The organism is Daejeonella sp. AP26, assembly GCF_056680515.1.
This window is the reverse complement of record NZ_CM155286.1, coordinates 3,559,709-3,576,038: the sequence shown is the minus strand read 5'-3', so window position 1 is coordinate 3,576,038 and position 16,330 is coordinate 3,559,709. Positions and strand designations below refer to the sequence as shown.

Below are 16,330 nucleotides of genomic sequence, written 5' to 3'. Positions count from 1 at the left end.
GGAAAGCAGTTAAGGTTTGCTTATATCTTGCTAGTAGTTTTATAGTCGAATCTTACTAGCAAACTACTAGGAAACTACTACCAAACTACTAGGAAACCCCTATGAAACCCGAGCTAATTTTTTACTTGTTTTGCATTTGCTGCGGTTCTTTAAAAAATGCTATTGATAAGCCTTATTTAGGGATGCACAAAGGCCATTACCCGCACTCTCCAATTAGCTTTTAATTTTTACTAATTTTGCAGCATGATAATTCAGGTATTAAAATCTAAAATTCATCGGGCTAAGGTTACCCAGGCTGAGTTGAATTATGTAGGAAGTATAACAATTGATGAAGATTTGCTTGATGCGGCTAATATAATTGCCAACGAAAAAGTACAAATAGTGAACAATAATAATGGAGCCCGATTTGAAACATATGTTATAAAAGGGGAACGAGGCTCAGGAATACTTTGTTTGAATGGTGCTACAGCACGACTAGCCCAGGTTGGGGATATCGTTATTATCATGTCATACGCTTACATGGAACTTGAGGAAGCCAAAGTTTACAACCCTCTGCTTGTTTTTCCGGACGACCATAATAAATTATTGCACGCCTAAGGCCGATATGAAAACGAGAAGAATTGATTTGATCAGGGGTAAGATTTATTCTAGTACCGAATTATTAAGACACAACTTAAACATCTGGAGATTTACGGATCAAAAGATTGTGTTTACTAACGGATGCTTTGATCTGCTGCACTTAGGGCATATTGATTACTTGTCGAAGGCAGCCGATTATGGAAACAGGCTGATTATAGGATTGAATTCTGATGCGTCTACCGCCGGGATAAAAGGCCCGTCACGCCCCATCACTGATCAAGAATCGCGTGCATCTATTCTTGCAGCTTTATTTTTTGTTGACGCTGTTGTGCTGTTTGACGATCCCACTCCACTAAATCTTATAAAGACTGTAATGCCGGACGTGCTTGTAAAGGGTTCGGATTATTCAATTGATGAGATTGTAGGGGCCGACCTGGTAATAGCAAATGGCGGGAAGGTGCATACGATCGACTTTTTGCCCGGCTATTCTACAACCGCTATTGAGAATAAGATTAGGTTGTCTTAATTTTTATAGCTTCTACTTTCAACCAATCGAGTTTTCACAACAGAAAGCTTTAAGGCAATCTGCGTAAAATCAGCCCCGCGGGTTAAACATTCATTTTAAATATTATTTTTGAACATATTTAACCATAACCCTATGTTATTTGAACTCTCCGAAGAACAGGAAATGATCAGGAGTGCAGCAAGAGACTTTGCTGTGAATGAGCTGAAGCCTGGTGTAATTGATCGTGATGAGCATCAAAAGTTTCCTGTTGAGCAAGTTAAAATGCTGGGTGATCTAGGATTTATGGGGATGATGGTGGATCCGAAGTATAACGGTTCGGGCATGGATGCCGTTTCATATGTTCTGGTAATGGAGGAGTTATCTAAGATCGATGCATCAACTTCCGTAGTTGTATCGGTAAACAATTCACTGGTTTGTTTCGGACTAGAGAAATACGGCGATGACTTTCAAAAGGAAAAATATTTAAAACCTCTGGCGACCGGCGAAAAGATAGGCGCCTTCTGTTTATCCGAACCAGAGGCCGGGTCGGATGCTACATCGCAGCGCACCACGGCGATCGATATGGGCGATCATTACCTGTTAAATGGGGTAAAAAACTGGATTACAAACGGTACCACCGCATCTACCTATTTGGTTATTGCTCAAACCGATGCTGCAAAAGGGCATCATGGGATAAATGCTCTTATTGTTGAAAAAGGGATGGAAGGCTTTACCAGCGGACCGAAAGAAAATAAATTGGGTATTAGAGGATCAGATACCTGCTCGCTAATGTTCAATGATGTGAAGGTTCCTAAAGAGAATCGAATTGGCGAGGATGGTTTTGGTTTTAAGTTTGCGATGAAAACCCTGGAGGGAGGTCGCATAGGCATTGCCGCTCAGGCTTTAGGAATTGCTTCCGGGGCTTATGAATTAGCACGTGATTATGCGAAACAGCGTAAAGCGTTCGGAACGGAACTCGCCAACCACCAGGCGATACAATTTAAGCTGGCTGACATGGCAACTGAGATAGAAGCATCGCGCTTACTTTGTTTAAAGGCTGCCTGGTTAAAAGATCAAGGCCTTCCTTATGCTCAGGCAAGTTCAATGGCTAAGTTGTTTGCCTCGCAGACGGCCATGAAAACTACAGTTGAGGCTGTTCAGATCCATGGCGGCTATGGCTTTGTAAAGGAATATCATGTAGAGCGTTTAATGCGGGATGCGAAAATCACCCAAATATACGAAGGGACCTCTGAGATTCAACGAATTGTGATTTCGAGAGAACTTTTAAAATAGATTAAATTCTGCAAATGATCAGATACATCCATACTTTTCTCTTAGCATCAGCCCTTCTGTTTTCAGCATGTCAATCATCTGTAAAGGAAAACTTTAAAGCGGGGATCTGGCGCGCAACGCTTAAGACGGCTGTTGGAGCTGAGATTCCATTTAATTTTGAAGTTGTTGATTCTGCCGATCAAAAGCTGATTTATATTATAAATGGGGCTGAGCGGTTTAAGGTTAATGAAATAACCTTGACAGATGATTCTGTGTTGATTCAAATGCCTTTATTTGATTCAGAAATACAGGCCGCTATTGAAGGCAAAAAACTTGCGGGACGATGGATCAAGCATTTGGCAGATTCAAATGTGACGATGAATTTTGAGGCCCGCCCTGATGCATCTTGGCGTTTCTTTAATACTCAAATAGATACCAAATTCAAGGTTAATGGTCGTTGGTCGACCACTTTCCTAAGCCAGGATAAGAAAGACACAACAGTAGCAATTGGTGAGTTTAAACAGAATGGAACCGATCTTTCCGGAACATTTTTAACCACCACCGGAGATTATCGTTTTCTGCAGGGAACTGTATCAAAAGATAAGCTCTATTTATCTTGTTTTGACGGATCAAATGCATACCTCTTCACGGGGAAAATTGCTAATGACAGTACGATTGTTGACGGAACATTCTATTCTGGTTTTTCATCTGTTGAAAGTTGGGCGGCAAGGAAGGATGAACAGGCGATTTTGCCTGATGCATATTCTCTTACGGCATTAAAGCCAGGTTATGATAAGGTCGATTTTAGCTTCCCGGATCTGGAAGGTAAAAAGGTTTCTTTATCCGATCCGAAGTTTGAAAACAAAGTAGTAATAATTCAGTTCTTTGGTTCATGGTGTCCTAACTGCATGGATGAGACAGCCTATCTGTCGCCGTTCTATAAGAAGTATAAGGACCGTGGAGTAGAAGTGGTGGGTTTAGCATATGAGAGGACGACAGACTTTAAACGTTCGAAGAAGAATGTGGAACGTATGAAGAACCGGTTTAATGTAACCTATGATATGCTAATTACAGGCTACACTAAGGATAAAGCGGAAGTAGCTAAAAGCTTACCAATGCTTACTCAGTTTGTAGCCTTTCCGACGACGGTAATCCTGGATAAAGCTGGCAAAGTCCGGAAGATCCATACTGGATTTAACGGTCCGGGGACTGGTGAGCACTACACTAAATTTGTCAAAGAGTTTGAGGAGAATATAGATGAACTCCTTAAGGAAAACATATAATAGATGAAGTTTAAATTTTTAATATGCTGTCACTTTTTGGCAGCATTTTTTTTAGCAAGTTGTACGACCAGGAAAGCAGTTCTCGATCCGGTGCGGGTTACGGAAAATGCCGCCGGAGTTAATTACAGGGGCAGCTATCCAAGAGTAACAGATATTCTTCACACCCGGCTAGATCTTAGCTTTGACTGGGACAGCGCCTATGTTTTTGGAAAGGCAACCATTGATGCAAAGCCTTATTTCTATCCCTCTGATAACCTGGTTTTAGATGCAAGGGGATTCCGGATCAATTCAGTTTCCCTTAAGGTAAAGGAAAATAAAACCCCGTTACGTTATACTTATGACGGCAAACAAATAACGATTCAACTGGGGAAGGTTTATACCAGCGACCAGAAATATACGATTTTCATTGATTATGTAGCGATGCCCTATAACCTGAAAGTTGGCGGTGACATAGCTTCTGAGGGTGATCGTGGACTTTACTTTATTAACCGGGACGGCAAGGAAAAAGCCAAGCCTCGTCAGATATGGACACAGGGCGAAACGGAGTGTAATTCGAACTGGTTTCCCACAATCAACGGACCTCAGGAAAAGATGACCCAGGAGCTTAACATTACGGTAGCTGATGAGTTCGTAACCCTGTCAAACGGTTCGCTGGAGTATACCAGTATGAATGGTGATGGAACCCGCACGGATAGCTGGCGCCAGGAACAGCCACACTCTACCTATTTGACCATGCTTGCTGTTGGTGATTTTACTATCACTAAAGACAAATGGCGCGAGAAAGAAGTTAATTATTACACCGAACCAGCCTTTGCTTCGACTGCAAAATTAGTATTCGGTAAGACCCCGGAGATGATGGAGTTTTTCTCGAAAAAGATGGGCGTCGAGTATCCATGGGAAAAGTATTCGCAAATTGTTGTCCGTAATTTTGTGAGCGGCGCGATGGAAAATACGACTGCTACGGTATTTTTTGACCGGCTGAATATGACTGAGGGGCAATATCTGGATGCAAATCAGGAAGATATAATTGCCCATGAGTTATTTCACCATTGGTTTGGAGACCTGGTAACTGCCGAGTCATGGGCAAATTTGCCGCTGAATGAAGCATTTGCCACCTATGGTGAATATTTGTGGTTTGAATTTAAATACGGGCGTGAGAGCGCCGATTTTAAAGGCATGGAAGACGCAAACGCGTATTACAACAGCCCCAGACAGAAGCAGGTTGATGTGATCCGCTATAACTATGCGGATCGTGAGCAGATGTTTGATGAAGTGACTTATCAAAAAGGCGGACGCATACTTCATATGTTACGGAAAACCGTCGGGGACAATGCTTTCTTTAAAGCACTCAATTTGTACCTGACACGTTATGCTTATAAAACAGCCGAAATTCACGATTTGAGATTGGTTTTTGAGGAAGTTACTGGCCAGGATTTGAATTGGTTCTTCAATCAATGGTTCTTAGCGTCTGGACATCCTGCTTTAACAATTAAAACGGGCTATGACGCAGAGAAAAAGCTTGCAACAATTTCGATTCAGCAAAATCAGGACTTATCTGTTACGCCGCTTTACCGGATACCAATGGCGGTTGATATTTATTCAGATGGAAAGGTAGAACGAAAAGAAATTATCCTTAATCAGCAAAACCAAACTTTTAGTTTCAGTTCGGCGGTGATGCCTGATTTAATTAATGTGGATGCTGAAAAATATGTTCTTGCTAATAAGACAGAATCGAAATCCCTTCAGCAATACGTGTTTCAATATAAAAACGCTCCGCTGTTTATGGATAGGTTTGAAGCTCTAACGATGCTGCAAAATCATAAAGCTGACGCTGTGGCGAGGCAAACAATGATGAATGCACTTGCTGACAGCAGCCCGGCATTGCGGAGAATCGCCGTTGAGTTTTCGGGTAATCTTGAACCAAACGAGAGATCAGCAATTTACCAGCAGATTCGTCAGATTGCGGTTAAAGATCCGGTTTCGTTTGTGCGTGCGGCGGCGGTTAAAATATTATCAAAAGCATTCTCTAACGAGAATAATGCGGATGTTTTTGACCAGACAGCAAACGATAAAGCCCCAAGCGTGATTAGAGCAACGCTTGAGGCCAGGAAGTAGGTGGCAGTTAGCAGTAGCAGCGGAAAATAACCACTTTTACTGCTACTCTAACCTTTTTACTAATCTCTATCGCTACTGAAAGCCCCGAAGAGCATTTTTATCAGAGCGAGTACAATAGCGAAAAGAACAGCTGAAAAGAATCCGCTGGTGTTGAAACTATCCATCAGACTGTCAACAAGCAATACCATCAAAACGGTGATAATAAATGACATCAATCCCAATGTAAGGAAGTTAATAGGGAATGTTAGCAGCCTTAGAATTGTTCCGATAGTTGCATTGGCAAGGGCAATCAAAATACCCGCCAGTATAGCGCTACCGAACCCATTTACGTTTACTCCAGGTAGAAAGTAGGCCGCCAGTGCGACGGCTACGCCCATTAACAAAATTTCAATAATCAATCTCATAATACTTGGTTAAAAAAGGTTTAATAATTTGAAGATACTACATGAAGTTTGAAAATTTATTACGTATAATCTTAATAAGTGTCGGATGTTTATCCGCATGTAACTCCGACCCTTCGTCAGCTGCATTACAAAAAGGAGTCCATATTTCACTTTCGGCCGACAGCTCGTCTGTTGAATTGCACTCGGTTCCAGGTGATGTTTTGGAGTATCTGCAGCAAGACAGCCTAAATCAAAAGGAATGGCAGGGTTTGTTTGCGGTTTATCAGGAAGCTACTGATCCGGAATTGCGTGACCTGCAGTTTCCTTTGGAAGGCAATTATCTTGTAAAAGACAGTACCATCGTTTTTTTGCCGAAGGAAAATTTTAAAAAGGACAGCGCGTATTTTGCACGGTTTTACAGACCGAAAATATTGGGGAAGCCATCAGATGTAATTATAGAGGGAAGTTTGTCCAGGCAACCGGAGACCGTGGAGTTTAAATTCAGACGCTGAACGGACCCAGATTTATGGGTATTATGAATAATTATTTTAAAATCAGGCTTTTGCAGCTTAAAAAAATTATCTATATTTGCAGCAACCTAAGGAGAGTCCCGATAATTCGGGGCTCTTTTTTTTACCGGCCGTTTTGCCGGATGATTGATAATTATGGATATTGAAAATCGGGTAATCGAATTAGTAGAGGAAAAGATAGCCGACCGCCCAGATCTTTTTATTGTTGACGTGAAAATGCATTCAAGCGGGTTGCTGACTATTTTAATGGATGGCGATCAGGGCATTGGGATAAAGGATTGCGCGGCAATCAGCAGGCATGTCGGTTTTTTTCTGGAAGAAGAGAATGTCATCGAGCAGGCGTATAACCTGGAGGTTTCTTCACCTGGTTTAGACATGCCTTTAAAGTTGCAGCGGCAATACACAAAAAACTTGAACCGCTCTGTGAGTGTTAAATTAGTGGACGGAACCACTCATGAAGGCCAATTGATCGCGGTTGACGATAAGGGTGTAACGTTGGAAGAGAATGTTAAACCCGCACGCATTGCAGGCGAAAAAAATAAAAAAGCTCAACTGGTTGAAAATGTAATTCCATTTGATCAGATAGCTGAAACTAAAGTGTTAATTTCATTTAAGTAATAAAAATGAGCAGTATAAATTTAATTGATTCATTCCAGGAGTTTAAAGACTTCAAAAACATCGACCGTCCAACGGTTATCAGTGTATTGGAAGAAGTATTTCGCAGTATGCTGCGGAAACGTTTTGGTACGGATGAAAATTGTGATGTAATTGTAAATCCGGATAACGGGGATTTGGAGATCTGGCGTACTCGTACCGTTATGGAAGACGGTTTTTCTGAAGATGATGATCTGGAAATTGAATTATCGGACGTAAAAAAGATTGATCCTGACCTGGAAGTTGGAGATGATTTTATTGAACAGATCACCTTGGAAAGTTTTGGCCGCAGAGCTATACTTGCTGCTCGTCAGACGTTGGTTTCTAAGATTCTGGAGCTTGAGAAAGATGAGATCTTTAAAAAATATAAAGATCGTGTGGGTGAAATTGTAACCGGTGAAGTATACCAGGTTTGGAAAAAAGAAACTCTTGTTCTGGATGATGAAGGAAACGAGTTGCTTTTACCTAAAACCGAGCAGATCCCTGCGGATTATTTTAAAAAGGGAGACACTGTGCGAGCGATTATTGATAAAGTGGATATGATAAACAGTAATCCTAAGATTATTATATCCCGTACGGCCCCTGAATTCTTGCAACGTCTTTTTGAGATGGAAGTTCCTGAGATCTTCGACGGATTAATAACCATTAAGAAGATCGTGAGGGAGCCAGGTGAACGTGCTAAAGTTGCTGTTGAGTCGTACGATGATCGTATTGACCCAGTAGGTGCTTGTGTGGGTATGAAAGGTTCACGTATTCATGGAATTGTGCGTGAATTAAAAAACGAAAATATTGACGTCATAAATTATACAAATAATATTTCTTTGTATATTCAGAGAGCTTTAAGCCCGGCCAAGATCAGTAGCATCAAGCTTGATGACGAAGAGAAGCGTGCTGCAGTATACTTGAAGCCTGATCAGGTTTCATTAGCTATTGGTCGTGGAGGGCATAATATCAAATTAGCCGGAAAGTTGACCGGTTATGAGATTGATGTTTACCGTGAAGCTCATGAAGACGATGAGGATGTGGATATTGAGGAATTCTCTGATGAGATTGAAGGCTGGGTAATTGACGAATTCAAGAAGATCGGTTTAGATACCGCTAAGTCAATTTTAGCTTTAAATTCAGAAGAATTGGTTAAGCGGACAGATCTTGAAGAAGATACAGTTAAAGATGTTCTGGAGATATTAAGATCAGAATTCGAATAAAGTTACCGGTTAGTTTTGCCATAAATATAGTTGGTAAGGCTTAAACGTGTAACACAAAATTTAAAATCGTACTTTTGTACAAAATTAGCGAGGTTAAAATATTAAATGTCAGAAGGCAAAAGCACAAACTTACTTAAAGCTGCAAAAGAGCTGAATATTGGTTTATCCACAGCGGCGGAGTTTTTAGGAAAAAAAGGGCATCCGGTGGATCCCCGTCCTAATACAAAACTCACCGATGAGATGTATGAAGTTCTTTTGAAGGAGTTTCAGGGAGATAAAATTGTAAAGGAGGAAGCCAAACAGATTATCATTGGCAAGATCCGGCGTGATGAGGCTCCTGTTATTCCGGAAAGAACAGAACCCATGCGTTCTAAGGATCTTGACCAGGAGGAAATCCTGATTAAGAATGTCAATACATTCGCTCCGCCGGCCGAGAAGCCAAAGCCTGCACCAGCAGAGCCAAAAGCTGAAGAAGCAAAAGCTGAGGGTTCATTGCCTGGTGTTAAAGTTGTCGGCAGGATTAATCTGGACGACCTTAATTCGAAGACCCGCCCTGACAAAAAACCTGTTGAACCAGAGGTAGTTGTTGAAAAGCCTGTTTCTCAGCCTGAACCAATTACACCTGCTGAAGAAAAGGTGACCCACCCTGAACCGGTTATAGCTGAAGAAGTGAAAGCCCAACCAGTAGTTCAGGAACCTGTTGCAGAGAAGCCGGTTGTTGAAACGCCGGTAGTGGATAAGCCTGCTGAAGTAACGGTAGAAAGCAAGCCCGATGTTCCTGTTCAAGAGATAAAAAGTGTTGAACAGCCGGTAGCAGACCAAGTTCAGCCTGAGCCTGTTAAGGCGGCAACGAATGTTGAGGACACATCTGCAGCACCAGTTGTTCAAACTCCTGAAGCTCCTAGTGCTCCGGAATTTTTCAGAGCCAAGACAGAGAGTTTAACCGGACCCAAGGTTGTCGGTAGGATTGAACTTCCTGTCCAGTCTTCGCGTCGTGGGCAACCTGTTGCGTCGTCATCAAGTGCGGCAGGGGCTGACCATAAGCGCAAGCGTAAACGTAAAGATAATCAGCCCGGAACTCCGGGTCAAACCCAGGCACCGGGTCAGGGCGTTAATCGTCCTGCTCCTAACCAGGCAGGGGGAGCGGCCCCTCAGGGTGCACGTCCTCCTTATAGAGGCGCACCGGGTGCACCTAATCGCGGACCACAAGGCGCGGGTACACGTCCTGACTTTAGGAATAAGCCGCGTACACCGGATGGACCGAAGGCCGAACCGACAGATAAAGAAATACAAGATCAGATTAAAGCCACACTTGCTCGTTTGAGTGGTGCTGGTAAATCTGGTAAATTTGCACAGCGTGCTAAATTCCGTCGTCAAAAACGGGATGATGTAGCCCAGACAGCTGAAGACGCTGCGATGGAACGCGAGTTGCAATCAAAGATAATAAGGGTTACTGAGTTCGTTACGGCAAACGAATTAGCCAATATGCTGGATGTGTCGGTTACACAAGTCATCTCTACTTGTATGAGTTTGGGGATGTTTGTTTCCATCAACCAGCGTCTGGATGCTGAAACTCTAACGATTGTGGCTGATGAGTTTGGCTACGAAGTGGAGTTTGTGAAACCAGAAGACGAGGAGATAGGTATCCTGGAAGAGCAGGATGCGGAAGAAGATCTGATTACCCGATCACCAATTGTGACGGTGATGGGTCACGTCGATCATGGTAAGACATCATTGCTTGACTTTGTGCGTAAAGCCAACGTTATTGCAGGTGAGGCTGGGGGTATTACCCAGCACATTGGTGCTTATGAAGTGAAATTGGACAATGACCGCAGTGTTACGTTCTTGGATACACCGGGTCACGAAGCGTTTACGGCGATGCGTGCCAGGGGTGCCCAGATAACCGATATTGCTATTATTGTTATCGCTGCAGATGATAGCGTGATGCCTCAAACAAAAGAGGCTATTAACCACGCACAAGCTGCAGGAGTTCCGATTGTATTCGCATTTAGTAAGATAGATAAACCTGGTGCCAACGCAGATAAGATCCGCGAACAGTTATCAACCATGAATATATTGGTTGAGGAGTGGGGTGGTAAATTCCAGACTCAGGAGATTTCGGGTAAAACAGGTTTAGGTGTCGATCTTTTGTTAGAGAAGGTATTGCTTGAAGCTGATTTGTTAGATCTGAAAGCTAATCCAAATAAACGTGCTGTTGGTACGGTCATCGAATCTGCTCTTGACAAAGGCCGTGGTATTGTTACCACAGTGCTTATTCAGGCAGGTACGTTACGAGTAGGAGATCCGATTCTTGCAGGATGCTTTAGTGGTAGAGTAAAGGCTCTACACAACAACCGTGGCCAGAAAGTGGCTGAGGCAGGGCCTTCAACACCTGTACAGGTATTGGGTATGCAGGGTGCGCCAACTGCTGGTGACCGCTTTAATTCACTGGAAAGTGAAGTAGAGGCTCGAGAGATTGCCAACAAGCGTTTGCAACTACAGCGCGAACAAGGTTTACGTACCCAGAAACACATTACTCTGGATGAGATTGGGCGTCGTTTAGCGATTGGTAACTTTAAGGAATTGAACATCATTGTTAAAGGTGACGTGGATGGTTCTATCGAAGCTTTATCAGATTCGTTATTGAAGTTGTCTACTGAAGAGATCCAGGTAAATATTATACACAAATCTGTGGGTCAGATATCTGAATCGGATGTATTGCTGGCATCAGCTTCTGACGCTATCATCATCGGTTTCCAGGTTCGTCCGTCAGGAAGTGCCCGCAAGCTTGCCGAGCAGGAACAAATAGATATTCGTCTGTATTCCATAATCTACGATGCTATCAACGAAGTGAAAGCAGCGATGGAAGGTATGCTTGCTCCGTCATTCGTTGAGAAGATTACCTCGAACGTTGAAATACGTGAGGTATTCAAGATTACTAAAGTTGGTACTATTGCCGGCTGTATGGTTCTCGACGGTAAGATCACGAGAAATAGCAAAATCCGTATCATCCGTGATGGTGTGGTAATCTATTCCGGAGAACTTGCTTCATTGAAGCGTTTCAAAGATGATGTTAAAGAAGTAGCTACCGGTTATGAGTGTGGCTTAAACATTCACAATTTCAACAATATTGAAGTTGGAGATATCGTTGAATCATACGAGCAGGTGGAAGTGAAAAGAAAGCTTTAATTGTTTGATTAGATATAGTGAAAAGCGATCTTCGGGTCGCTTTTTTTGTTAAGCTATTACAACCTTACAATTATATATTTGAATCATAATATGCTGCAGTGAGATTAAGAAAGTTATACAAGAGATGGGTCAACCGAATGGCCGTCAATAGGCTGAAAGGCCCAAACCTGGGAATTGAGTTAGAACGGATCCAGCTCACTGAAAGATATAAAACAGGAATTGCCAATGTGTTTGACAAACCTTTTAAATTTCATGATGGTGAGAGCTTCGTTGATACCTTTAAGGAGCTTTTTCGTGACGAGATCTACAAATTTGAACCTTCACCAGACTCCCGGATAATTCTTGATTGTGGAGCTAATATGGGATTAAGCGTCTTGTATTTCGCCCATAATTATCCAAATCATCAGATTATTGCATTTGAGCCGGAGAGGATGATCTTCGATATTTTGCAGGAGAATGTTGATACCTTTCAGTTGAAGAATGTAACGCTTCATAATAAGGCTGTGTGGACGAAAACAGAGACACTTAAGTTTTATTCAGATGGAGGTATGGGCGGCCGGGTTAATGAGGCGTATTCTAACAGAAAACCGGTACTTATCGATGCGGTACCTTTGTCGGAATATATTACAGAAGACGTAGATTTCCTCAAGCTGGATGTTGAAGGAGCAGAGGATGAGGTGCTCAGGCATTGCGCTAATCAACTACACAAGGTGCACCATATCTTTTTCGAATACCATAACAAATTGCAGAGTAAGCAATCACTTCATGAACTCCTGGATCTTGTGCACCAGCAAGGATTTAAATATTATATTAAAGAATCCGGGACAAGACAGCGTCCATTTATTGAAGAAGGAATCATTTGTGAGTCATTTGATATGGCTTTAAACGTCTTCTGTTATAAAGCTTAAGCCGAATCATGCAAATACTTTTTGATTTTTGGGCGATAACCTCCCTTGGGCTTAAATAATTTAAAGTATTGCCTTGCCAGGAACAAGATAGGTGTTGAATTGCAAAGCCATGATTGCAGTTTTGATCCGGAGAGGTAAAGCCTGGTAATTGTTGTTGAAATAAACCGGCTTCGAAATGCCCGGCGATATTTTACCATCAAATCACGTCTCAGTTCATAGAAGCCGTTATCGATCTTTCCACCGCTTTTATGTGTGAGATGAAAGTCTACGATGTACGTATTGAATCCCAGCGTTTCGGCAATGAGACAAATATCGGTGCCATATAAATGAAAGCCATTAAGATCATGCGACAGAGCCAGATTTGCTGCATTCTTTACCAAAATAAAGTTTTCATCTACGCTTTGAGCTTTAAGAGGCAGTTTTGTTTCGAAAGAACTTGTGCCCACACTTTGAGTCATGTGCTTGGCTACATATTTTAAGTTAATTCCACCGGCGTTAGCAAGAATCCCCCAGTTTATGTCAAGAAAGTTCATCTCCGCTATCCGGGATTCCAAGTCAATAATTGTATGATTAGAGAGCAGAATGTCCTGGTGGCAAATAATTATATATTCTCCCTTCGCTTGCCGAAGAAACCGATTTAAACCTTCGTAAGCATCTAATTTATTTGATTGACTGTTATCGATACACAGATATTCGCATATATCGGAGTTAAAACCCGCCGAAAGAAATGAGTCGAGCATTTCTTTATATTCTTCAGGCTTTGACACTAAGGTGCAAATAGTGAACCTGACGTCGAATAGTTCTTTTTCTTCTATTTTTTTGACAAAGGGATAGCTCATGCTTCACTAAAGGTTTGCATGTTGATTAATCGTCTATAAAGCCCGTTTTTAACCATTAGGTCTGTATGAGTTCCTGACTCGGCAATCTTACCTTTTTCAAGCACCATTATCAGGTTTGCGTTCTGGATTGTACTCAGGCGATGTGCAATTACAATGGAGGTGCGATTTTCCATTAAACGAACCAGCGCTTCCTGAACAAGCTTTTCCGATTCAGTATCGAGTGCTGATGTAGCCTCATCCAGTAAAAGGATCGGCGGATTCCCTAAAACTGCCCGGGCAATGCTGATCCGTTGCTTTTGCCCCCCGGACAATTTCATGCCACGGTCGCCGATGTTTGTTTGATACCCATGCTCTGTATGGAGAATGAAGTCATGGGCATTTGCAATCCTGGCGGCATTTTCTACTTCTGCCTGTGTGACCTCTCTTCCAAATGCGATGTTGTTAAAGATGGTTTCGTTGAATAAAATCGACTCCTGGTTAACGATACCCATGAGCGATCTCAACGATTTCATACTAAGACATTTAATATTGATGCCATCAATTGATATTTCGCCTGTATTTGGGTCAATAAACCGGGGAATAAGATCGAGCAAGGTGGTTTTACCGCCACCGGAGGGACCAACCAGGGCAACTGTATAACCTTTTGGAACTTCGAGATTAATTTCCTGCAGTACGTCTTTTTCACCATAGGCGAATGTGACATTCTTTAATTTGATTGAATGTTCAAATGTTGTTTTCTCCACCGGGTTTGTTGGGTCGCTTATCGTTACAGGTGCATCCATTAAATCGAATATACGTTCACCTGCAGCAATTCCCTGCGAGATATTTCCAAAGGCTTCGGAAATCGCCTTTGCGGGAGTAATGATCTGCGAAAAAATGATGATATAGCCTATGAAGGCGGATCCGCTGAGATTTGATTCGGTCTCAAGAACCAGGGTTCCTCCGTAATAGAGAAGAACTGCTACCGTAATCACGCCGAGTATTTCCGATGTTGGTGAAGCGAGTAATTGCCTGCGGGTTAATCTACGATAAATTTTACTTGCGTTGAGATTTACTGAATCAAACTTTTGCTGAATGTATTTTTCAGCGTTGAATGCCTTGATCACCTTTACGCCGTTCAGACCCTCATCGATGTTGCTTACCAGAGTTCCGACAGCTTCCTGGGCTGCGGTGGCATGCTTCTTCAATCTCTTTACAATAGCTGTAATCAGAAGGCCGGAAACGGGGAGCAGTATCAGGGCGAAAACGGTGAGTTCAGGAGATATGGCTATCAGAACTGCAAAGTTTAAAATGATAGCGATCGGTTCCCTTAAAAGAACCTGCATTGAGCTAATGATAGATTGCTGAATGATGACGACATCTGTCATAAACCGCGACATCAGGTCGCCTTTCCGTTGATTGGTATAAAAGGAGATCTGTACATCGGTAAGTTTTTTAAACAGTTGACTCCGGATGCGGGTAACGATGCGCAATCGTAAGTTTTCGATGACCCTCGCAGACATGTATTTGAAAAAATTGCTCAGCAGAATGGATACTACAATTATCACACATACCGTTTGTAAGGCCTGTATTTTACCGTAATCAGCGATGATTGAGTTAAAGAAGTAGTAGAAAAAAGATTTAAAATAGTCAAGACTCAGATGAAAGGCAGGTAACACCGGGGTGGCTTTCTCAGCTATGTCCTTTGTCTCGTTGAACAGTAGTTCGAACAGTGGAATTAGCAGGGTAAAATTTAGCAGACCAAAGATAACACCCAAAATGGAGAGCCCGAAAAAAGGGATTGCAAAGTTGCGGATTGGTTTGGCGAAGGAAAGCAGTCTGTAAAAAGTGTTCATTCAGTTAATTATGGCGCCAAAGTTACTTAATTTGAATTGGTCTTGCACGTTAGAAGTAGTGCGGCACCCCCCGGGGATTCAAATTCTCATACAAAATGTATATTTGTAACGATAAAGAAAGATGGAGAAAATAAGCAGCGATGTAGCTATTGTTATTATAAATTATAACTCAACCAGTTTTACACTGGATTGTGTTAAATCGATTGTCTCCCAAACCTCTTCTCTTATCAGCTACCAGATAATTGTTGTCGACAATGCCTCCAGGATTGAGGAGGTTGAAAAGTTGAAATCTTTAGAGGGGCGAGCCAATTTGCAGATAATTTACAGCACAGAGAATCTTGGGTTTGGCAGGGGAAATATGCTGGGCGCGGCGAGCGCAAACAGCAAGTACCTGTTTTTTTTAAATAATGATTGCGTCCTGCTGAATGATTGTTTGGCTATCCTAAAAGCTTTTTGTGATAAGAATCCTTCAGTTGGTTTGTGTGGCGCACAGCTATATTCTGAGAAACTCGAACGAATCCGGTCATTCGGTTATTTGCCAACTCCGGCCTTAAAATTTCTTGGCCCTGCTGTTCTCCGGGTATTCGATCCTCACAGGTATCCTAATCGGGAGAAGCAATACTATGTGCCGGTTAAAGTAGACTTAGTGAGCGGAAGCGGCCTTTTTTTCAGAACTTCTGCCTTCAGGGAGATTGGGGGTTTTGATCCGAACTTGTTTTTTTATTGCGAAGAAGAGGATCTGGGGCAGCGTTTGCGCAATGATGACTTGCAAGTGTTCTTTGTCCCTGAAGCAAAATATATTCATTTTATTGGAGGAAGTTCCATGGAAAACCTGGTGATGCTCAAGGAGAATTATATCTCGTTGATGTATTTTTTCAGGAAGCACTATTCTGCGGTTTCCTACTTTTTCCTGAAACTATTTTACAGTCTCAGGTTTTTGAAAAAATCGCTGAGAAACAGACGTTACTTTCCTTTCGTTGGGTTTATACTGCGCGGCGCTCCCATGAAATCCAGCCTAAGATATCGATAGGGA

14 protein-coding genes are annotated in these 16,330 nt (G+C 42.3%); 11 read left to right on the top strand and 3 right to left on the bottom strand.

The window, feature by feature from the left end; genetic code table 11:
• Nucleotides 1–243: 243 nt before the first annotated feature.
• The 5 genes from panD (at nucleotide 244) to AC1MCB_RS15210 (ending at nucleotide 5,754) form a co-directional block, all read left to right on the top strand.
• The gene (gene panD / locus AC1MCB_RS15230) at nucleotides 244–597 is read left to right on the top strand and encodes an aspartate 1-decarboxylase (RefSeq protein WP_479965565.1); all 354 of its coding nucleotides are present in this window, start codon (nucleotides 244–246) and stop codon (nucleotides 595–597) included.
• Nucleotides 598–604: 7 nt separating this feature from the next.
• A complete protein-coding gene (rfaE2, locus tag AC1MCB_RS15225) occupies nucleotides 605–1,105 on the top strand; it encodes a D-glycero-beta-D-manno-heptose 1-phosphate adenylyltransferase (protein ID WP_479965564.1) in 501 nt (166 codons plus the stop codon).
• Nucleotides 1,106–1,237: 132 nt separating this feature from the next.
• Nucleotides 1,238–2,377 carry an acyl-CoA dehydrogenase gene (locus tag AC1MCB_RS15220; RefSeq protein ID WP_479965563.1) on the top strand — a complete coding sequence of 380 codons (1,140 nt, stop codon included), beginning with the start codon at nucleotides 1,238–1,240 and terminating at the stop codon, nucleotides 2,375–2,377.
• A 14-nt stretch (nucleotides 2,378–2,391) separates the two neighbouring features.
• The gene (locus AC1MCB_RS15215) at nucleotides 2,392–3,639 is read left to right on the top strand and encodes a peroxiredoxin family protein (protein WP_479965562.1); all 1,248 of its coding nucleotides are present in this window, start codon (nucleotides 2,392–2,394) and stop codon (nucleotides 3,637–3,639) included.
• A 3-nt stretch (nucleotides 3,640–3,642) separates the two neighbouring features.
• Nucleotides 3,643–5,754 (top strand): M1 family aminopeptidase, encoded by a 2,112-nt coding sequence (locus AC1MCB_RS15210; protein WP_479965561.1) that lies wholly within the window; start codon nucleotides 3,643–3,645, stop codon nucleotides 5,752–5,754.
• A 59-nt stretch (nucleotides 5,755–5,813) separates the two neighbouring features.
• Here the strand turns inward: AC1MCB_RS15210 and AC1MCB_RS15205 are convergent, their stop codons facing one another.
• On the bottom strand, nucleotides 5,814–6,158 hold the full coding sequence (locus AC1MCB_RS15205) for a phage holin family protein (RefSeq protein ID WP_479965560.1): 345 nt from the start codon (nucleotides 6,156–6,158) through the stop codon (nucleotides 5,814–5,816).
• A gap of 41 nt (nucleotides 6,159–6,199) precedes the next feature.
• Here AC1MCB_RS15205 and AC1MCB_RS15200 point away from each other — a divergent pair, with 41 nt between their 5' ends.
• The 5 genes from AC1MCB_RS15200 (at nucleotide 6,200) to AC1MCB_RS15180 (ending at nucleotide 12,623) form a co-directional block, all read left to right on the top strand.
• Nucleotides 6,200–6,649, top strand: coding sequence for a hypothetical protein (locus AC1MCB_RS15200; protein ID WP_479965559.1), 450 nt, complete (start codon nucleotides 6,200–6,202; stop codon nucleotides 6,647–6,649).
• A gap of 153 nt (nucleotides 6,650–6,802) precedes the next feature.
• A complete protein-coding gene (gene rimP / locus AC1MCB_RS15195; RefSeq protein ID WP_479965558.1) occupies nucleotides 6,803–7,285 on the top strand; it encodes a ribosome assembly cofactor RimP in 483 nt (160 codons plus the stop codon).
• Nucleotides 7,286–7,290: 5 nt separating this feature from the next.
• On the top strand, nucleotides 7,291–8,526 hold the full coding sequence (nusA, locus tag AC1MCB_RS15190; RefSeq protein WP_479965557.1) for a transcription termination factor NusA: 1,236 nt from the start codon (nucleotides 7,291–7,293) through the stop codon (nucleotides 8,524–8,526).
• A 105-nt stretch (nucleotides 8,527–8,631) separates the two neighbouring features.
• Entirely contained in the window at nucleotides 8,632–11,715 is a 3,084-nt protein-coding gene (gene infB, locus AC1MCB_RS15185) for a translation initiation factor IF-2 (RefSeq protein ID WP_479965556.1), read from the top strand.
• Between the two features lie 137 nt (nucleotides 11,716–11,852).
• Nucleotides 11,853–12,623 (top strand): FkbM family methyltransferase, encoded by a 771-nt coding sequence (locus tag AC1MCB_RS15180; RefSeq protein WP_479965555.1) that lies wholly within the window; start codon nucleotides 11,853–11,855, stop codon nucleotides 12,621–12,623.
• Here the strand turns inward: AC1MCB_RS15180 and AC1MCB_RS15175 are convergent.
• A complete protein-coding gene (locus AC1MCB_RS15175) occupies nucleotides 12,620–13,462 on the bottom strand; it encodes a hypothetical protein (RefSeq protein WP_479965554.1) in 843 nt (280 codons plus the stop codon). The genes AC1MCB_RS15180 and AC1MCB_RS15175 overlap by 4 nt on opposite strands.
• Nucleotides 13,459–15,297 (bottom strand): ABC transporter ATP-binding protein, encoded by a 1,839-nt coding sequence (locus AC1MCB_RS15170; RefSeq protein ID WP_479965553.1) that lies wholly within the window; start codon nucleotides 15,295–15,297, stop codon nucleotides 13,459–13,461. The genes AC1MCB_RS15175 and AC1MCB_RS15170 overlap by 4 nt, the downstream gene beginning before the upstream one ends.
• Nucleotides 15,298–15,418: 121 nt before the next feature.
• Between AC1MCB_RS15170 and AC1MCB_RS15165 the strand changes: the two genes are divergently transcribed.
• Entirely contained in the window at nucleotides 15,419–16,327 is a 909-nt protein-coding gene (locus AC1MCB_RS15165) for a glycosyltransferase family 2 protein (protein WP_479965552.1), read from the top strand.
• Nucleotides 16,328–16,330 lie beyond the last annotated feature (3 nt).